This is a genomic window from Pseudomonas sp. GW821-FHT01A09, assembly GCF_058986725.1.
In genome coordinates, this window is the sequence record NZ_JBYSWB010000003.1 from 87,569 (window position 1) to 107,223 (window position 19,655).

Below are 19,655 nucleotides of genomic sequence, written 5' to 3' on the forward strand. Positions count from 1 at the left end.
TGCGCCCCATGGGTAATGAACGATCAGTGCCCGGCACCGCGTAAAAACGGCTTGCCGAGGTCCGCCGGGGCAGCGCTGGCCCGGCCCATGACGATCCAGGCCACCAGGGCCACGGCGAAAGGGGTTGCCATCAGCAGCGGCGCGGGGATATCGATGCCCAGGTACTGGCCCTGGAACTGCAACGCTTCGAGCAGCCCCAGGGCGATGGCGACCAGCAGTGCTCGCAACGGCATCCAGCGCGCGAAGATGGCGATGGCGATGGCCAGGTAGCCGCGCCCGGAGGTCATGTTGTCGATGAACACCCCGCCCGACGCGACCACGCACAGATAGGCGCCGCCCAGGCCGGCCAGCAGCCCGGTGAACAAGGTCGCGCCCAGGCGCAGCCCCAGCACCGGATGACCGGCCGAATCCAGCGCCGCGGCGTTTTCGCCCACCGCGCGCAACAACAGGCCGAGGCGCGTGAAGCGCAGCATCAGCCACAGCGCCACGGCCAGCAGCACGGCGAAATAGAACACCGGGCTCTGCGAGAACAATGCCCGGCCCACCACCGGCAGGTCCGCCAGCCACGGCAGCTTCATCATGGTCACTGCCCGCAGCGAGCCGGCTGGCGGCGCAGCGCTGAGCGCCAGTTGGCGGATCAGCGAGGTGACGCCGATGGCGAACAGATTGAAACCGATGCCCATGACGATCTGGTTGGCCCGCGCCAGCACCGTGCCCAGCGCCAGGATGGCCGCGGCCATCAGACCGCCGAGCATGCCGATCGCCAGTGCCGCCACCGGTGAGCCGGTCGAAGCCAGGCCCACGGCCGAGGCCACGGCGCCGAACAGCATCAAACCCTCCAGGCCGATGGTGAAGACCCCGGCGCGCTCCGAGACCACTTCTCCCAGAGCCGCCAGCAGCACCGGCACGCACAGCCGCACACCGCCGGCGAGAAACAACGCGATGGTTACCGAGTTGATGTCCATACAGGTCTCCCTTTGCTGAGCATGACGCCGCTGATCACCGCCAGCAGCAGAATGGGCAGGCCGCTGAGCACGTCGGCCAGCGCCGCCGGGATCGACAGCGAGGTCTGCAGGGCCAGCGCGGCATTGTTGATGGCGCCGAAGTACAACGACACCAGCAAGGCGCCGAAGGGTTCCAGGCCGGCGAGGAACGACACCGCGAGTCCTTCGAAGCCGAGCCCGGACGAGAACCCGTCGATCAGCCGATACTGCACGCCAAGCACCTCGAAGGCGCCGGCCAGGCCACCGATGGCCCCGGACAGCGCCATGCTCGACAGGATCATCTGCCCGGCCGACTGCCCCTGCAGTCGTACGAAACCGGGGCTCTGCCCGCTGGCGCGCAATTTGAGGCCGAAGGCGGTGTGCTGCAGCAGCACCCACAGAGCGATGGCGATGATCACCGCCAGGATCACCCCCAGATGCAAACGGGTGCCGGCGATCAGCGGCAAGAAGATGCCATCGGCCGGCAATTGCGCCGACATGTTGAAGGTCGAGCCGGCCGGGCGCATGGGCCCTTGCACCAGGTACTTCACCCAGTAGATGGCGATGAAATTCATCAGCAGCGTGACGATGATCTCGTCCGCGCCGCGCCACAGTTTCAGCACCGCCGGGATCACCCCCCAGATGGCCCCGCACAGCGCGCCGCCGAGAATCGACAAGGGCAGCAGCGCCGGGCCGATATCGCCGAACGCCAGGTAGGGCAGCATCGCGCCCATGGCGCCCATTTGCAGCTGGCCCTCGCCGCCGAGGTTGAACAGGCCGCCCCGGATCGCCACCAACGCGCCGAGCGCAACCAGCAAGCGAGGCGTCATGAACACCAAGGTGTCGGCGATGGCCCGAGCGTCACCGAAGGAGCCCTCGACCGCCACCTTGATCGCCGGCAGCAGCGGGAAGCCCAGGCAAGCGATCAACCCCAGCCCCAGTAGCAGCGAGCCGACAAAGGCACTCAGCGTGACTCGTAACGACAGCGGCACGCTGAGCCGGGTCAACAGCCGACGTAGCTCGATCAACGGATTTTTTGGCTCAGGCATCGACAGGCTCCGCAACGCTTGAATGAGTAGGGCGGCTTTGCGTCATCAGCGGCCCGATGGCCTTGACCGACATGGCTGCGTCCGAGACCTCACCGGTGATGCGCCCGCCGTTGACCACCAGAATGCGGTCCGAGACGCGGATCAGTTCATCGATGTTCGAGGAGATGATCACCACACAGGTGCCGCCATCGGCTGCCGCTGCCAGGCGCGTCAGCACCGCTTCGGCGGCCGCCACGTCGAGGCCGCGAGTGGGTTGGTAGACGACGATGATCGAGGCCTGCTGGTCCAGGGCGCGGGCCACCACGATCTTCTGCTGATTACCCCCGGACAACGACCGCGCCGGGCTCGAGTGGGAGTGAGTACGAATGTCCGACGCGGCGATCATGGCCTTGGCCTGCTCGCCGATGGCGCGGTGATCGAGCAGGCCGAAGCGCCGATACTGCCCCGCCATGATTCGCGGGTAGAGCAGGTTCTGCGCCACCGACAAGTCCAGCGACAGGCCCTCGTGATGACGATCCTGGGGCACCAGCGCGACGCTGACTTCAGGGCCACTGAGTTGCACCTTTCCGGCTTCCGGCAGGCGCTGCCCGGCGAGCAGTTCGAACAGCTCGGTCTGGCCATTGCCCTCGACACCGGCCACGCCGACCACCTCACCGGCGCGCAGGGTCAGATCGATACCCTGCAAGCCGGGCGAGCCGCTGCTGGGGCGCAACGTCGCGGCGGTCAAGCGCATACGCTCGGCGCCGCCCTGGCGCTGACGGCCGATCCGCGCCGCGTTGGCCACGGCATGGCCGACGATTCGCTCGACCAGCTCCGCCGCCGCGGTATCGGCAATCAAGCCGGTACCGTTGGTGCGCCCGCGCTTGAGCACGGTGTAGCGATCGACGTTGGCCAGCACCTCGTCGACGTTGTGGGTGACCACCGCCACCGCTGTGCCGCGCGAAGCGATGCGGCGCAGGGTGACGTAGAGGTTGTCGATTTCCACGGGCGTGAGGATGGTCGAGGGTTCATCGAGCAACAGCACCCGGCTGTCGTTGATCAGCGCCTTGAGAATTTCCACCCGCTGCTGCAGCGCCAGCGGCAACTGCCCGACGATGGCCGCGGGGTCGAGCTCCACGCCGTAACGCGCCATGAACGCCCGCACGTCGCTGTCGCGCCGGAACATCTTCCGATGCGCGCCCTTGGCCACCAGCGCCAGGTTCTCGCGCACGGTGAAAGGCATCACCAGCTTGAAATGCTGATGCACCATACCGATGCCGTTGGCGATGGCATCGGCCGGACGGCGATGCACCACTTGCCGCCCCTGCATCAGCACGCCGCCCTCGCTGGGCTCATGCACGCCGTACAGAATGTTCATCAGCGTCGACTTGCCCGCGCCGTTCTCGCCCAGCAGGGCATGGATCTCGCCGGCCTGAAAGGCCAGCGACACCTGATCCAGGGCGAGGAAGCCGTTGGGATAGCGTTTCGATACGTGATCGAGGGCGATGATCGGGGCGGCCATGGCAGTTACCCTTCGATCTTGATCTTGCCGGCCTTCAGATCATCCATGACCTTTTGCACCTTGGCCTGCACGCTGGCATCGACATGGGCGAAGGGCATCATCAGCGACCAGCCGTTGGAGGCGAGGTTTTCGCTGACGATCCGGTTGCCCAGCTTGCCGGCCGCGTACGCCTTGCCGATGTCGGCGTAGGACTTGCCGAAGTTCATGAGCGTGGAGGTCATCACCGAGTTGGGGTAGGCCTTGGACTCGTCGCCGTAGGAACCGATGGTCAACACGCCTTCTTCGTCGGCGGCTTGCTGGATGCCCGCGTCGGCGGTGTCGGCGGCCGGGATCACGAAGTCGGCGCCGCGGGCGATGACCCCGGTGGCGATCTCCTTGGCACGGGCCACATCGACGAACGAGCCGACGTAAGCGCTGTCGACCTGCACCTTGGGATTGACGAACGCCGCGCCCTTTTTGATGAACTGCACAGTGCGCTCGGCGGAGGGAATCGGCTCGCCGCTGATCACCGCGATGTGCCCGCTCTTGCTGGCCGCCGCGGCGAGGGCGCCGAGGACGAAACCGTACTCGTCCCAGTCCACCGACCAGGCCGAATAGTTGGGCAGGTTGCCGGTCGAGCCTTCATAGGAATAGAGCACGAACTGGGTGTTGGGGAACGACGGCGCCACTTCCTTGATCGCCGCCGAGTAGCCCGACGAGTGCGCGATGATCAGTTTGACGCCGTCGGAAGCCAGCTGACGCAGGGCGGCGGGTGCGGCTTCGTAGGAGGTGTGTTCCAGGTAGCTGGACTTGAGGCCCTGCTGGTCGGCCATGGCCTTGAAGCCCGCGTAACCGGCGGCGTCCCAGGTGCCCTGGGTGACGGTCTGGGTGAACAGCGCTGCCGCGCGCGGCGCGTCGGCGGCCTGGGCGAGGGTGCCGTAGCCGAGGGTTGCGGTCGCCGCGAGTGCCAACATCGTTTGAACGTTCATGTCGAAATTCCTGATAGAGACGCAGGGAAGGCGTGAGAGGTGTATTCAGTCCAGCGGCAGGATCAAGGTCACGTCGATCTCGGCCAACAGCGCCGGATCCGCCAGCCCGGCGACCACCACGAAGGTGCTGGCGGGCAGGTCGTGCCCGGCGAAGAAGGCTTCGCGGGCTCTATGCAAGGCAGGAATGGTTTCGCGCGACAGGGCGTAGGTGTTGAGCTTGACCACCGCTTCGGGGCCGACACCCAGGCCCTTGAGGGCATGGCCGATGTTTTCCCAGATCTGGCGTGCCTGGGCGTCGATATCGCCTTTGCCGACCACCTCGCCCTCGGCGTCCCAGGCCACCTGACCGGTCAGGAACACCGGCTGGCCGACGCGCAACACGCCATGGTTGTAGTAGCTCTGCTGTTTCAGGCCGGGGGGGTTGAAAGGACCTTGTTTCATCAGCGACTCGCCTTTTGGTGAGCGCGTGCGTGGGTCTGCACGCCGTGGTGTTCGAGCACTTCCAGCACCTCGGTGCCGACCGTGCGCAGGTCGTCGATGAAGTCGGGGACGATCACCGTGACGCCGTCGAGCTGGGCGCCCTTGATGATTTCTGCCAGCGTATTGCCGATGGTTTCCGGCGAGCCCACCAGCGCGGCGCGGGTCATCGAATTGCGCTGCTCGCCCTGGGACACGAAGCGCTGGGCCATGGTGTTCTGCTTGAAGCTCTTGTCCCCGGAGTACTCGCGGGTCTGGTTGTCGAGGGCGATGCTGTCGACACCGGCGTCATACAACGCCACGCGCTCGCGGGCCTCGGCATCGGTGGCGCCGGGGACGATGGTGAACAGGCCGTAGGTCTTGAAGTCTGGTTTGCCTTGCTGGGCGGCCAGCTCCTTGGCGCGCAGGCCGGTCTTGATGAAGTCATCGTGATCGGAGCCAAGCATGAAGCTGCCCGTGCAGTGCTGCATGGTGAACAGAAAGCCGCGATCCGAGGCGCCGGCGCAGATGATCGGCGGCGGGGTGACGGGCTTGGGGTTGGACATGCAGTCGATGAGTTCGTAGTGCTTGCCCTTGTGATCGACACAGTCTTCGGTCCACAGGCGCTTGAGTACGGTCAGCCATTCTTCTGCCAGTTCATAGCGCTCGGTGTGATCGAGGTCGACCCACAGGCCCATCTGCCCCTGATCGGTGGGGTTGGAGCCGGAGACGATATTGAGGCCGAAGCGGCCTTTGGAAATCTGGTCGAGCACCGCCGACATCTTCGCCACCACGGCCGGGTGGAAGACCATGGTGTGCACCGTGCCCCACACGCCGATGCGGCTCGTGGCTTCAGCGATGCCGGCCATGGTGGTAAGGCTCTCGAGGGTCACGTCCCAGTGTTGGGACGGGCCGCCGTAGCCGCGCCATTTGGCCATGGACAGGGCGAAATCGAAGCCCAGGTCCTCGGCCAGCATGGCCACTTGCTTGTTGTAGTCGTAGGTCGCCGGCAGTTGCGGGCTGGTGGTGGAGGTGATCCAGCCGCCGTTGCCGACGGGCAGGAATACCCCGAACTCGACGTTTTTGCTGTCGTTGCTAGGCATGATCGACCCCTTGCTTTAAATGACGGATGGCTCGCTGGCGGCGAGGCGGGCTCTGGCCAGGAAATCGAGCGCGATAGCATTGAATGTCTCGGCTTCGGTCTCCGAGAAACTGTGCCCGCCGCGGGCCACCACCTTGAGCTCGGCGCCGTCGATCGCGCCGGCCAAGAGCCGTGACTGGTAGGGCGGGGTGAGGATGTCGTCCTCGGCGCAGAGCACCAGGGTTGGAATCTCGATCTTGTCCAGCTGGGCGCTGGCGTCGTGGGCCATGATCGCGTCTATGCGCCGCAAAATGGTCTCCCGCGCCGGGAACCGCGCCACCGAGGCCAGCAGCGCCGGTGACAGCGCCTCGGCGTGATCGCGCACATGCTCCGGTGGATAGAGAAACAGCGCGCTGCCGTGCACGTATTCTTCCAGCGCGCTGCCTTCGAGCAGAGCGCGGCGCATGCGAAAGCACCAGTTGAAGTGCGCGTCGGATTTCGACCAGCTGGCGTACTGCACCATGCCGGCCAGCAACTGCGGTTCGCGGGCAGCCAGCACCTGGCCGATGGCGCCGCCGGTGGAGTGGCCGATCAGCAGGGGCCGCTGCAGTTGCAGGGCGGCGATCAGCGCCTGCAGGTCATCGGCGAGCTGGGCGATGCTGTAGGGCTCGTCGGGATGGTCCGAGGCGCCGGCACCGCGCTGGTCATAGGTGATCACGGTAAAGTGCGCCGCAAAGGCGTCGATCTGCGGTGCCCAATAGGCGCCGGTGCCACCCAGCCCGGACACCAGCACCAACGCCGGACCACTTCCGTAAATCTCGTAATGGGTGTTGATCCCATTGGTGACGATGCTCGGCATCTCGCTTCCTCTGTTCGGTGTCGGCCTGCCTGTCAGCGGGGTGACAAGTGCGGATGCCTTATTAATGCATGGGGCATTAGCGGGCCTGTAACCGCGATTGCTGCATGGCGTGTTGACCAGAACGCAACACCCTCAGCGCACCGCGCCTACCGGGAACCGGCTCTTGAGAAACTTGACGAAGGCGTTGGCGGCGTAGCTGGGCACGCGCTCCTGATGCACGCACACGGCGGAGCGCACGTTGCTGAACGACTCGTGATCGATAGGAATGGCGATCAGCAGCCCGGCATCGATTTCGCGCCGCGCCGAGATCTCCGGGCCGATGGTCACGCAGGTGCCGAGCACTGCGGTGGCGCGCAGGATGTCCAGGTTGTTGGCCTCGACGACGATGCGCGGTTTGTACAGACGCGCCTCGGCTGTGCGGTCGAACAGCTGGCGCAGACCGAAGCTCTGGCGCGGCAGTGCCAGGGGTTTTTTGCACAGCTGCTGCAGGGTCACCAGCGGTTCCCGGGCCAGCTCGTCATGGGGGCAGACCAGGCACACCACCGGCTCCTTGCGCTCGGCCACCACCTCGATTTCGAAGCGCAGCTCGGGGTTGTAGATGATGCCGATGTCGGTCTCGTCGCGGATCAGGGCCTCGACGATCAGGTCGCTGGAACAGGTGGTGACCTGGAAATCGATGCGCGGGTGTTGGGCCAGAAAGGCCGAGATCATCTCCGGCAACAGGTTCGACAGCACACCTTCCATGGCGTGAATCTTGACCTCGCCCTGATCCAGCGAGCGGAAGGCGGCGATGCCCTCGCGCACCCGCTCCAGGTCCCTGAACAGCGTGCGCGTGTAGCGTTCGAGCATGACCCCGGCGGCGGTCAGCTCGACGCCACTATTGGTGCGTTCCAGCAGCGGCGCACCGAGTTGATGCTCGAGCATGGCGATCTGGCGGCTGACGGCGGAAGGGGTGACGTGCAGTCGGTCAGCGGCGCGGCGGATCGCCTTGGATTGCGCGACTTCGTTGAAATAACGAAAGGCGGTGAAATTCAATGTAGCCTCCAAAAGCGCCACGCCTGTTGCGCTTTGGGCAACGGCTGGGGCATGGCAAGGCCATATGCCTGGCTGCAAACAGCCGAGGCCGTCCGTGAGCCGTGGTATTCGAGGCTGGCACGCTGGAGAGGTACAGCCGGGTGCCAGAGGGTTCAGCTATCGCTGTCCCTTTGGCTATGCACAAGTTGTGCCCTGTTGTCTGTTGGAAGCCTGCATCCCATGGGGGTGCGTGTTCAGGTGTTGAATGGCCTAGAGTGGTAGATGGAAATCCGCGCGTACGACCGGCAGCGCAGATCCCCTCGGCGCAGCACGGCGTTACAGGTGGATTACCCCTTCAAGATATAAAACCGCATACCCCGCCACATACACGCGCCCGGCATCGACGCGACAATCCAGACCGCCGCCACGTCGTGAAGCCTGCCACGCCGATAGTTGCGATTTGTTCAAACGCTTCGCCCAAAACGGTGCGAGCCCAGCGTGAATGGAACCGGTGACCGGGTCTTCATCGCCGCCATTGGCCGGCCAGAAGTAGCGCGAGACGAAATCATGCTGGGTGCCTGGCGCGGTCACCACCACATCCAACGGCTTGAGCTCCTTGAGCTTGTCGAGGCGAGGGATGACCTCCTCGACCTGCTGCTGGTTGTCATACACCGCGAAGTAGGCTTGCTGGCTGACCCAATACTCGCGGGGCCTGATCGACAGCCCCTCGAGCAACGCCGTGGGCACGTCCGCCAACTCTCGCGGGGCGCGCTGCGGGAAATTCAATTCGATCTTGCCATCCGCCAAACGCCGCACGGGCACTTCGCCGACGGCTTTTGCCCAGAAGTTGATGACCTGCGGCGCATCGGGTTGATTGAACAACACAAAGGCGCTGGCCAAGGTCGCGTGGCCGCAGAAGTCGATTTCGGTAATGGGCGAGAACCAGCGGATCTCGTATTGGCCCTGTGCGTTGCGAACGAAGAACGCGGTTTCCGGCAACGAGTTTTCAATGGCGATCGCTTGCATCACTGCAGTTTCAAGCCAGGCGTCCAGAGGCACTACCGCCGCCGGGCTGCCCGCGAAGACTTCGCAGGTGAACGCGTCGATCTGATAAAGGGCGAGCCGCATGTCGGGCATCCATTCAAAACAGGAGGAGCGTCACGTTATCAATGCCCTTGCGCATGAAATAGTGACAGACCCGGTTTTTTTTCGGCATACAGCCAGCGAGTTGAAGGCGCCTTGCCGGCCCTGCGCAAAAGAACCGCGCCGGTTCGGTTACCATCCAGCCGTCATGGGTATTCGTTCAATGGCTGCCCGATCGAATCAGGAATCCTCAATGCTGTTTATCGTGATGCTGGGAGGCAAACATCCCAGAGCGAAGATCGAAGTCCACGATGTCGCCTTCGTCGTCGCCGACACCCTCGAAGCCGCCTACCCGCAACTGCGCGAAAGCTGGTTCGGCAGCCCCAAAGGCGTGCATATCGACTCGTGGATGAAAGTCGATGGTGTCGAGAACTGGAAGGTCGAACTGAGCTCGCTCGCGCCATTGCCCGATGCACCTCGTCTGTACTTCATCAATCTGGGCGGCTATGAAGCCCGCGCCTTTGGCGAAGCCCACCAGTACTTGCTGGTGGTGGCGCGCAACAAGGCCGAAGCCAAGGCCAAGGGCAAACGCCAGATGCCGCGACACTGGAGCCAGTCCCACACCGATGCGCTGTTCGATGTCGATGATTGCCTGCCGATCGATGAAGCCAGCGGACGTTTTATTCACTTGGTCGAGGCGGAGCATGACGGTGTGGTGCAGGGGAACGATTACATTCTTATTTAGTGAACGGGGCGCGTGAAATGCCTTCCGACTGTTGCCTGCTCCGGCGATAATCCCCGCCCCGCCAAGCCTGAAGCACACCAAGATGTCGCACATGGCTGGCCGGTGCCGTTCAATCCCTGCCCAATGGAGTCCTCTTGTACAAAGGTGTCGTTTTATCGGTTGCTTCGTCCTGCCTGTTTGCTTCGCTGTATTTCTACACCACCTTGCTCAGCCCCTTGGGCGGCGATGCGATTTTCGGTTGGCGCATGGTGCTGATGCTGCCGCTGGTGACCCTGTTCATGCTGGCGTGCGGTGAGTGGCATCAGGTGCGGGCCATCTGTGCGCGTATCCGCGAGACCCCGCGTTTGCTCGGCCTGCTGTGCCTGAGCAGCGCCTTGCTCGGCGCGCAGCAATGGCTGTTCATGTGGGCGCCGCTCAACGGCCACGGGCTGGACGTGTCGCTGGGGTATTTTCTGTTGCCGCTGACGATGCTGCTGGTCGGCCGTTTGCTGTATGGCGATCGCCTCACCTCGTTGAAAAAGATCGCCGCGCTGTGCGCCGCCGTCGGGGTGGCGAACGAGCTGTATCAGGTGGGCCGGATCTCCTGGGCCACGCTGCTGGTCGCGGGTGGCCTGCCGCTGTATTTCATCCTGCGGCGCAAGCTGGCGACCGCGCACCTGGGCGGCCTGTGGTTCGATACGCTGCTGACCTTGCCGGTGGCCGCCTGGTTTGCGCTGGGGCAGGGCGTCGAGCCGTTTCGCCAGGCGCCGCACCTGGGTGCCTTGCTGCTGGGGCTTGGGGTCATCAGCGCGGCGGCGTTCATGTCCTATGTCGTCGCCGGGCGGCTGTTGCCCTTCAGCCTGTTCGGCCTGCTGGGCTATGTCGAGCCGGTGCTGCTGGTGGGCGTGGCCGTGGCCCTGGGCGAGTAGATCAAGCCTGCGCAGTGGCTGACCTACCTGCCCATCTGGGCCGCGGTGGCGGTATTGATCGCCGATGGCGGCCGCTACCTGTTACGCAGCAAACGCACCCTGTAGCGAGGGGGCTTGCCCCCGAAAAAGGTACCAGCGGCATTTTTGTAGCTGACACACCCCGTCGGGGGCAAGCCCCCCCGCTACCGGGTCGACGGCAACAACACCGTCAATATCCCCAGCAACGGCAGGTAGGAACACAGTGTGTACACGTACTCGATGCCATGACTGTCCGCCAGATGCCCGAGCAACGCCGCGCCGATGCCGCTGAAGCCGAACATCAGGCCAAAGAACACCCCGGCGATCATGCCTACGTTGCCAGGCACCAGTTCCTGAGCGAAGACCACGATGGCCGAGAACGCCGAGGCCAGTACGAAGCCGATCACCATGCTCAGCACGCCGGTCCAGAACAGATCGACATAGGGCAGCGCCAAGGTGAAGGGCGCCACGCCGAGAATCGAAAACCAGATCACCTTCTTGCGCCCGATACGGTCACCGATCGGGCCACCGAAAAAGGTGCCCGCCGCGACCGAGCCGAGGAACAGGAACAGATACAACTGCGAGCTGGTCACCGACAGGTCGAACTTCTCGATCAGGTAAAAGGTGAAATAGCTGGTGAAACTGGCCATGTAGAAATACTTGGAGAACACCAGCAGCGCCAGCACCACCAAGGTCGCGGTGACGCGGTTTTTCGACAGGCCATGGGTGGCCTTGGCGCCTTGCTTGAGCTTGAACAGGTTGAGGTGCTGGCGATACCAGCGGCTCAGGCCATAGAGGACCAGAATGGCGAACGCCGCGAACAGCCCGAACCAGGCGATATTGCCCTGGCCATAGGGAATGATGATGGCAGCCGCCAGCAAAGGGCCGAAAGCGCTGCCAGCATTGCCACCGACCTGAAAGCTCGACTGCGCCAAACCATAACGCCCACCCGAGGCCAGGCGCGCGACGCGGGAAGTCTCTGGGTGGAAGGTCGAGGAGCCGACCCCCACCAGCGCCGCCGCCACCAGAATCGCCGGGAAGGTGCCGACGCAGGCCAGCATGACGATGCCGATCAGGGTGCAGACCATGCCGGCGGGCAGCAGCCACGGCTTGGGATGGCGGTCGGTGTGATAGCCGATCCAGGGTTGCAGCAGTGAGGCAGTGAGCTGGAAGGTCAGGGTGATCAGGCCGACCTGGGTGAAGCTCAGGCCGTAGTTGGCCTTGAGCATGGGGTAGATCGACGGCAGCACCGATTGGATCAAGTCGTTGATCAGGTGCGCCAGTGCGCAAGCGCCGATCACGCGCATCACCAGCGGGCTGGCTTGGGCGGCGACCGAAGCAGTCGCCGAGGGGGCGGTCGAGGTGGACATTGCAGATCATCCGGGCAGTGGAAGAGGGGGGGCCAACCCACGGATCGGCTGTCCGATCCCTGGGCATGGCGCTATCCTAATGGCGCAAAAACTGCCTGTCTCACGTTGTTCGGGCGTAACCTATCGCAAAACGGGCATCATCGGCAGGGCATCATGGTCAGACCCCAGGACGAGTTTCTGCAGCACATCAACGCGCTGGCCTTCACCGTCACCAGCAGCGCCACCGACTACCCGGACGGCTGGTTCATCACCGCTCATTCCCACGCCAAGCACCAACTGATCTACGCCATCGAAGGGGTCATGGTGGTGCAATCCGATCAGGGTCAATGGACGGTGCCACCCAGCCGCGGCATCTGGATGCCCTGCGGGCAGGTGCACTCGGTGCGCTGCATCGGCGCGGTGAAGATGCGCAGCGTGTTCGTGCGCCCCGATCACCTGCCGGACCTGCCCACGCAAACCCGCGCGGTGAGCATTTCACCGCTGCTCAGCGAGCTGATCAAGAGCTCCATCGGCATCCAGGCGCCCTGTGACAGCGATTCGCGCGAGGGCAGGGTGTTGCGCTTGATCGTCGATGAGCTGGCGATGCTGCCGACCTTGCCGCTACACCTGCCCCAGCCGCAGGACCCACGGCTCGAGCGCATCTGCTCGGCGCTGCAACGCGATCCGGGCGACGGCTCGACCCTGGCGCAGTGGAGTGAACGACTGGCGCTGGACGAGAAAACCATCCAGCGCCTGTTCAACAAGGAAACCGGCATGACCTTCGGCCAGTGGCGCCAGCAATCCCGGCTGCTGCTGGCGTTGGAACGCATCGCGGTCGGCGAGAAGATCATCGATGTCGCCGGCGCCCTGGGCTACGACAGCCCCAGTGCCTTTACCACGATGTTCAAGAAGCAGTTCGGCAAGACGCCGAGTCATTTTTTCAAATGACGGCTCAAGGCACTCTTGCGCAACACCCTGTCACAAAGCGATGCTCTGCCTTTCTCGCCGACAAGGAGCCGTCAATGCCTTCCGTATCGCCCAGCCCTGCCGAACTGGCCCGCGATGAAGCCTTCTGGGGCGAAGTCGCTGCCCGCTACGAGCACGACGACGGGCCGATCAACCTCGACAACGGCTATTTCGGGCGCATGAGCCACCAGGTGGTCGATGCCTACGAGCAAGCGATTCGCCTGATCAACCGTAGCAACGCGGTGCATGTGCGTCAGGAGTTCGATCGCCATCAGGGCCTGGAGATTCGTCAACATCTGGCGGATCTGATGGGCTTGCCGGCCGAAGAGCTGGCCTTCGCCCGCAGTGCCTCGGAAGCGCTCTATTCGCTGATCCGCAACTACAACCGCCTGCAACCTGGCGATCAAGTGCTGATCAGCGACCTGGATTATGGCGCGGTACAGGGCGCCTTCCGCTGGCTATGCAAGGCGCGCGGTGTGCAGATCATCGAGCTGGTGCACGCCCATCCGGCCAGCTACGACAGCCTGCTGCGCACCTACACCGAGGCCTTCGCCGCCCATCCCCGCCTAAAACTCATGGCCCTGACCCACGTCACCCATCGCACTGGCCTGGTGATGCCGGTCAAGGCCATCGCCCAGGCTGCCAAGGCCCATGGCATCGACGTGATTCTCGACGGCGCCCACTCCCTGGGCCAGTTGGAGGTGGATCTGGCCGACCTGGGCATCGATCTGGCTGGCTTCAACTTGCAGAAATGGATCGGCGCGCCCCTGAGCCTGGGCGTGATCCACGTGCGCCGCGATCGCCTCGAGGATTTCGACCCGGACATGGGCAACCTTAGCTACGCGGCCGACGACATCCGCTGCCTGTCGCCCTACGGCACCCCGAACGTCCCGGCGCTCATGGCCTTGCCCGCGGTCTTCGCCGAGCACCAGGCCCTCGGCGGCTGGGCGGTGAAGGGCGCGCGCCTGAGTTACCTGCGCGACCTGTGGGTGAGCGAAGCGCGCAAACTGCCCGGCATCGAAGTGCTCACCCCGGACGACCCGCGCCTGTATTGCGGGCTCACTTCCTTGCGTTTTCGCGATGCGCCGGACCAGCCAGCCATGGCCCAACGGCTGCTTAGCGAGTTCGGCATCTTCACTGTTGCCCGCGAGGGTTCCGCGTGCGGGCCGTGCATTCGTGTCACGCCAGGTTTGAATACCAGCGTGGCGGATATCGAGGCGTTGGTGGCGGCGCTCAAGGTGCTGGGCCGTTGAGGAATCCAAGCCCCTGAGGCGTGCACCTCAGGGGGGCGTTCGAGTATCACGACACTTACAATCCCCGCGCCCGATCGCTGGGCAAATCCGCTTATACTCCGCCGCCCTGGATTCAAGTGTTCAAGCGCACCTGCCAGCGTTCGCGACCGGTGAAACTTGCGCCAGACGCCGAGGTCATTGCCTATGGCCCTTCAGGCAGATTTATTCCAAGCGGCCGCTCTTCATTCCAGAGGTGCAGCAGCACTGCGCAGACAGGTCGTGACGTTTGACGTCGCACAGGGCACCGCGCGGCAAATCGATCCCTACGCAACAGTGGTGTAATTAGTGGAACGTCCTCTGCAACACCTCACCCGCGATCAACTCGAAGCTGAGGTCATGCGCCTGCGTGAACAACTGGACCAGGCAGGCGGTGTCGAGCAGCTGCAAGCCAGCCGTGCCGCCCTGGCCACCAGTGAAGCGCGCCAGCGGGCGATCTTCGAAAGCGCGATCGATTTCGCCATGGTCATCACCGACCCGATCGGCATCGTCACCGAATGGAACAGCGGCGCGGTAAACGTCATGGGCTGGACTGCCGAAGAAATGCGCGGCCACAGCGCCGGGCGATTCTTCACCCCCGAGGATCGCGCCAGCGGCCGCATCGAACACGAGATGCAGCGTGCGCTGTTGCAAGGCCGCACCAGCGACGAGCGCTGGCATATGCGCAAAAATGGCCAGCGGTTCTGGGCCTCGGGCGAATTGCTGCCGCTGTACGACGACAGCAAGACCCACCTCGGTTTCGTGAAAATCCTCCGCGACCGCACCGATGAACACCTCGCCGGCCTCGCCCTCAAGGAAACCCAGGAACGTTATCGGCTGGCGGTCAAAGCCACCAACGACGCGGTGTGGGACTGGGACGTAAGCGCCAACCAGGTGCTCTGGAACGAAGCGCTGGAAGCGGCCTACGGCTATCCGCTGGCCAGCATCGACACCACCAGCGACTGGTGGATGGCGCAGATTCACCCCGAGGACCGGTCGCGCATCGAGGCGTCGATTGATGCGGTCATTGCAGGCCAGGAACAGGGCTGGACAGGCGAGTACCGCTTCCGCCGCCTGGATGGCACCTATGCCGACGTGCTCGACCGCGGTCAGGTCATCCGCAATGACCAAGGCCAGGTGGTGCGGATGATCGGCGCGATGCTCGACCTGACCCGCATGCGCACGGCGGAAAGCGCATTGCGCCAGAGCGAGGAGCGCTTTCGTACCATCCTGGAGACGATCGAGTCGGCGTTCGCCATCGTGCAGGTCAAGTTCGACGCCGCCGACCAGCCCATCGACTATCGCTTCGTTGAGGCCAACCCGGCCTTCGAGCGGCAGGCGGGGGTCAATCTGCGCGGCAAGTGGGTCACCGAATTCGCTCCGGATCTGGAGCAGTTCTGGTTCGACACCTACGGCCACGTTGCCAAGACTGGCGAGCCGGCCACCTTCGAAAACTATGCCGAGGCCTTCAAACGCTGGTTCGACGTGCGCGCCGTGAGCGTGGGCAACCGCGACGACCGGCAGATCGCGATCATCTTCAGCGACGTCACCGAGCGCCGTAACGCCCAGGAGCGCCTGCTGGTCAGCGAGGCCATCGCCCGCGAGAACGTCGACCGGGTCAAGCTCGCCCTCGCCGCCGGGGCGATCATCGGCACCTGGCACTGGGACCTGCCCACCGACCGCTTCACCGTCGACGAAGCCTTCGCTCGCGCCTTCGGCCTCGATCCGGCGCTCGGCTATCACGGCCTGAGTCTGGAGCAGGTGGCTGCCACGGTGCACCCCGAGGACCGTGACGGGCTCATCGCCGCGATCAACCTGGCCATCGCCAAGGGCGGTGCCTACGCCCATCAGTACCGAGTCCGCCGCGCCGACGGCAAGTACTACTGGATCGAAGCCAACGGCCGTGTCGATTGCGCCGCAGACGGCACGCCGCAGAGCTTCCCCGGCGTGATCATCGACGTCGAGGAACGCCGCTCGGTCGAGGCCGAACGGGACCGCGCCACGGCCGCCTTGCGCGCCCTCAACGACACCCTCGAGCAACGGGTCAACGCGCGCACCGCCGAGCTGATGCATGCCGAAGAAAAACTGCGCCAGTCGCAGAAGATGGAGGCCGTCGGCCAGTTGACCGGCGGCCTGGCCCATGACTTCAACAACCTGCTGGCGGGCATTTCCGGCGCCTTGGAGCTCATGGGCACGCGCATCGAGCAAGGCCGCTGGAAGGACGTCGACAAGTACATCGCCACCGCCCAGGGCGCGGCCAGACGCGCTGCGGCACTGACCCACCGGCTGCTGGCCTTCTCCCGCCGCCAGACCCTCGATCCACGGCCGACCGACGTCAATGCGCTGATGGAAGGCATGAGCGAACTGATCCAGCGCACCGTGGGGCCGAGCATTCTGGTGGAAACGGTGGGCAGCACCGGGCTGTGGCCGGCGCTGGTCGACACCAGCCAGCTGGAGAACGCCCTGCTCAACCTGTGCCTCAACGCCCGCGACGCCATGCCCGATGGCGGGCGCATCACCATCGAAACCGCCAACCGCTGGATGGACCACGAGGCCGCCCGCGCCCACGACCTTCCCGAGGGCCAGTATTTGTCGCTGGCGGTCAGCGACACCGGCATGGGCATGACCGCCGAGGTCATCGCCAAGGCCTTCGATCCGTTCTTTACCACCAAGCCCATCGGCCAGGGCACCGGGCTCGGGCTGTCGATGATCTACGGCTTCGCCAAGCAGTCGGGCGGCCAGGTGCGCATCTATTCGCAGGTGGGGCAGGGCAGTACGGTGTGCATCTATCTGCCGCGCTATTACGGCAGTGCGGCCATGGATGAAGGTGACGCCCTGGGGACACCGGCGACTGCGGTGCAGAGCGGCGAAACCATCCTCATCGTCGACGACGAGCCGACCGTGCGCATGCTGCTCACCGATGTGCTGGGCGAGCTCGGCTACACCCTGATCGAGGCGGCCGACAGCCTGGCCGGGCTCAAGGTGCTGCAGTCGGATGTGCATATCGATTTGCTGATCACCGACGTCGGCCTGCCCGGCGGCATGAACGGCCGGCAGATGGCCGATGCCGGACGCGAGGTCCGCCCGGGGCTCAAGACGCTGTTCATCACCGGTTATGCCGAGAACGCGGTGATCGGCAACGGCCACTTGGCGCCCGGGATGCAGGTGCTGACCAAGCCGTTCGCGATCGACACACTGGCGTCACGGGTGCAGGAGTTGATGGCGCCCTGATGGGCGCCAGTTGCTCACTTGGGCAGGAAGCTACCGTCGCGCAGGCTGCGCTCGATGTCTTCCAGGCTGCGGCCACCGGTCTCCGGTACCAGAAAGTAAATGAACACCCAGGCCGCCGCGTTCAGGCCGGCATACACCCACATCGCACCGCCGACACCGAGCCAGTGGGTCATGGTCAGCGCCGTGCCGGTCAGCAGCAGATTGGAGCCCCAGAGCATGGCGGCATGCAGGCCGATGGCCTGGTCGCGAATGGCGATGGGGTAGATTTCTGCGCCGGTCAGCCAGCCGATGATCTGGATGCCGCCGGAGTTGAAAATCATGAACACGATCAGGCAGGCGACGATCCACCACGCCTGATTGTCGCCGGCCAGGTTGAAGTGCAGCACCGCGCCGAGCACCAGCAGGCTCACCACCGCGCCGGGGATCATCGCCAGGCTGAGGGTGCGCCGGCCGGTGCGGTCGACGATCATCTTGCCGACGAAGGTCATCACCAGATACGTGATGGCCACGCCCAGCGCCGACCACAACGCTGCCGAAGCGCCGAAGCCGGCGTTCTTCAGAAAGGTGGGGGTGTAGTAGATCATCATCTCGATGCCGCTCAGCTGGGTGAAAGCGGCGATGCCCAGCCCGGCGACCAGTGCCGGGCGCACCCAGCGCTCTTTCATCGCCGCCCAGCCCACGGTAGGCAGCTGATCGCGTTGCTCGACCACTTCCTGGATGTCGGCGATTTCCTCTTTCACTTCGCGGCGGGTTTCGCGCACCAGCGACAGCGCTTCGGCGGCGTCCTTGCGGCGGTCGTTCTCCACCAGCCAGCGCGGGCTGCCCGGCAGCTTGCTCATGCCCAGCAACAGCACCAGCGAGGGCACCAGGGCGACGCCGATCATCCAGCGCCAGTCGAACAGATTTTGCCCGGCCACGCCGACGATCGCCGCCAACAGGATGCCGACGCCGATCGAGACGTTGAAGTAGGTCACCAGCCGCCCGCGTTTATCCGCAGGCGCCAGCTCGGCGATGTAGGTGGGGACGATCTGCGTGGAGCCGCCCACGGCAAAGCCCAACACCAGGCGGGCCACCGCCAGGCACCAGACGTTCGGCGACAGCGCCGCCGCCACCACGCCGACGCAATAGATGGCGGCGACGATCATGATGGTGGTGCGCCGGCCGCGGCTGGCCGACAGCCGTGTGGCGCTGATGGCGCCGATCACCGCGCCGAGCAGAATGGCGGCGGTCACCAGTTCCTGCGCGCGGTAGCCCAGCTGGAATTCGTTGGCGATCTGCGGCAGGGCGCCGGAGATGATGCCGGTGTCGTAGCCGTACAGGCCCCCGGCGATGGCCGCGACCGTGGCGACCACGGCCATATAGGTCTGGGGTTTCAGGCTGGTGCCTGAGTCGGAGTAGGTTGAAGTCATGGGGCAATCCTTGGGTCATCGATCAACAGTGCAGACTGCGCTTGCCGTAGTGGCACAGTGATGCATGGTATGAAGGGTTGACCTTCGGCGCGCTGAAACGGTTCCGCGTGAGCTGCCTCTGTGCGATATATGCACGGGTGTTCCGGGCCATCCTGTCGCCCTGCAGAGAAGTGTTTGCGTAGCTTGTGATCAAGTCGTCGGCACGTTAACCTCTCGCCCTCGCTGCACATCAGCGACGTGGGCTTGGCGGCCCAGACCATTTGGCGCTACGCGTCCATCCCCGCATTGCAGGCGTATTCTCACGCCCGCAATACGGCGTTATGGCGAGTTGCGCAGGGACCTCCCCGGAGGTGCCGGGTTTCCAAATGGCCGGTCCGCCAACCTTGCGCAATTTGCCACCCATCCTGCTTGGCGGCAGGAGGTGGCAATCCATTCTCCATTTGGATTTCGATCTTATGACTCATTCTCAACTCAACACCGCTGGCACCACCCCCTGGGGCCGCAGTCTCGGTGGCCACACCCTGTTCACCGTCAACCCCGATACTCCTGCCGTCGATGCCCTGGAGCACGCCTCCATCCTGCAGGACTGCGCCAACAAGCTGATGAGCGAAGCCGCGTTCGGCGACTCTACCGGCCATGCCGCCCTGTCAGCCCTGTATCTGAACGAGATGGCCAAGGCGCTGATGGATGATGTTGCGCAGGCGCTGAGTCCAACGCCTTAGGATTACGGCAGTGATGTGGGGGCACAGGCAGTGCCCGCACCTGCT

16 protein-coding genes and 1 pseudogene are annotated in these 19,655 nt (G+C 64.6%); 6 read left to right on the top strand and 11 right to left on the bottom strand.

What is annotated here, in order from left to right:
• Positions 1–23 precede the first annotated feature (23 nt).
• The 9 genes from AC3WJP_RS04805 to AC3WJP_RS04845 all read right to left on the bottom strand — a co-directional run bounded on the left by AC3WJP_RS04805 (position 24) and on the right by AC3WJP_RS04845 (position 9,039).
• The gene (locus tag AC3WJP_RS04805) at positions 24–965 is read right to left on the bottom strand and encodes an ABC transporter permease (protein WP_493720087.1); all 942 of its coding nucleotides are present in this window, start codon (positions 963–965) and stop codon (positions 24–26) included.
• Positions 947–2,032: an ABC transporter permease gene (locus AC3WJP_RS04810; protein ID WP_493720088.1), complete on the bottom strand. Its 1,086-nt coding sequence runs from the start codon at positions 2,030–2,032 to the stop codon at positions 947–949. The genes AC3WJP_RS04805 and AC3WJP_RS04810 overlap by 19 nt, the downstream gene beginning before the upstream one ends.
• On the bottom strand, positions 2,025–3,533 hold the full coding sequence (locus AC3WJP_RS04815; protein ID WP_493720089.1) for an ABC transporter ATP-binding protein: 1,509 nt from the start codon (positions 3,531–3,533) through the stop codon (positions 2,025–2,027). Before AC3WJP_RS04815 ends, AC3WJP_RS04810 begins: the two co-directional genes overlap by 8 nt.
• Before the next feature lie 5 nt (positions 3,534–3,538).
• The gene (locus AC3WJP_RS04820) at positions 3,539–4,501 is read right to left on the bottom strand and encodes a BMP family protein (RefSeq protein WP_493720090.1); all 963 of its coding nucleotides are present in this window, start codon (positions 4,499–4,501) and stop codon (positions 3,539–3,541) included.
• 45 nt (positions 4,502–4,546) lie between these two features.
• The gene (locus AC3WJP_RS04825) at positions 4,547–4,942 is read right to left on the bottom strand and encodes a RidA family protein (protein ID WP_493720091.1); all 396 of its coding nucleotides are present in this window, start codon (positions 4,940–4,942) and stop codon (positions 4,547–4,549) included.
• A complete protein-coding gene (locus AC3WJP_RS04830) occupies positions 4,942–6,060 on the bottom strand; it encodes an LLM class flavin-dependent oxidoreductase (RefSeq protein WP_493720092.1) in 1,119 nt (372 codons plus the stop codon). Before AC3WJP_RS04830 ends, AC3WJP_RS04825 begins: the two co-directional genes overlap by 1 nt.
• A gap of 15 nt (positions 6,061–6,075) precedes the next feature.
• Entirely contained in the window at positions 6,076–6,897 is an 822-nt protein-coding gene (gene rutD, locus AC3WJP_RS04835) for a pyrimidine utilization protein D (RefSeq protein WP_493720093.1), read from the bottom strand.
• A gap of 132 nt (positions 6,898–7,029) precedes the next feature.
• Complete coding sequence (locus AC3WJP_RS04840; protein WP_493720094.1) at positions 7,030–7,932, bottom strand: LysR family transcriptional regulator; 903 nt, start codon at positions 7,930–7,932, stop codon at positions 7,030–7,032.
• 315 nt (positions 7,933–8,247) lie between these two features.
• Positions 8,248–9,039: a PhzF family phenazine biosynthesis protein gene (locus tag AC3WJP_RS04845; RefSeq protein ID WP_493720095.1), complete on the bottom strand. Its 792-nt coding sequence runs from the start codon at positions 9,037–9,039 to the stop codon at positions 8,248–8,250.
• Positions 9,040–9,247: 208 nt separating this feature from the next.
• Here AC3WJP_RS04845 and AC3WJP_RS04850 point away from each other — a divergent pair, with 208 nt between their 5' ends.
• Entirely contained in the window at positions 9,248–9,739 is a 492-nt protein-coding gene (locus AC3WJP_RS04850; protein ID WP_493720096.1) for a DUF1543 domain-containing protein, read from the top strand.
• A 134-nt stretch (positions 9,740–9,873) separates the two neighbouring features.
• Positions 9,874–10,752: pseudogene (gene rarD, locus AC3WJP_RS04855) on the top strand (EamA family transporter RarD).
• 77 nt (positions 10,753–10,829) lie between these two features.
• Here rarD and AC3WJP_RS04860 read toward each other — a convergent pair.
• On the bottom strand, positions 10,830–12,035 hold the full coding sequence (locus tag AC3WJP_RS04860; RefSeq protein WP_493720097.1) for an MFS transporter: 1,206 nt from the start codon (positions 12,033–12,035) through the stop codon (positions 10,830–10,832).
• Positions 12,036–12,188: 153 nt separating this feature from the next.
• On the opposite strand from AC3WJP_RS04860, the gene AC3WJP_RS04865 reads away from it, so the two are divergent.
• The 3 genes from AC3WJP_RS04865 to AC3WJP_RS04875 all read left to right on the top strand — a co-directional run bounded on the left by AC3WJP_RS04865 (position 12,189) and on the right by AC3WJP_RS04875 (position 17,479).
• A complete protein-coding gene (locus AC3WJP_RS04865) occupies positions 12,189–12,962 on the top strand; it encodes an AraC family transcriptional regulator (protein ID WP_493720098.1) in 774 nt (257 codons plus the stop codon).
• 74 nt (positions 12,963–13,036) lie between these two features.
• Positions 13,037–14,233 carry an aminotransferase class V-fold PLP-dependent enzyme gene (locus AC3WJP_RS04870; RefSeq protein WP_493720099.1) on the top strand — a complete coding sequence of 399 codons (1,197 nt, stop codon included), beginning with the start codon at positions 13,037–13,039 and terminating at the stop codon, positions 14,231–14,233.
• Between the two features lie 375 nt (positions 14,234–14,608).
• A complete protein-coding gene (locus tag AC3WJP_RS04875) occupies positions 14,609–17,479 on the top strand; it encodes a PAS domain-containing protein (protein ID WP_493720346.1) in 2,871 nt (956 codons plus the stop codon).
• 14 nt (positions 17,480–17,493) lie between these two features.
• Here the strand turns inward: AC3WJP_RS04875 and AC3WJP_RS04880 are convergent, their stop codons facing one another.
• A complete protein-coding gene (locus AC3WJP_RS04880; RefSeq protein WP_493720100.1) occupies positions 17,494–18,888 on the bottom strand; it encodes a sugar porter family MFS transporter in 1,395 nt (464 codons plus the stop codon).
• A 455-nt stretch (positions 18,889–19,343) separates the two neighbouring features.
• On the opposite strand from AC3WJP_RS04880, the gene AC3WJP_RS04885 reads away from it, so the two are divergent.
• Positions 19,344–19,610, top strand: a complete 267-nt coding sequence (locus AC3WJP_RS04885) for a DUF3077 domain-containing protein (RefSeq protein ID WP_493720101.1) — start codon at positions 19,344–19,346, stop codon at positions 19,608–19,610.
• Positions 19,611–19,655: the final 45 nt, after the last annotated feature.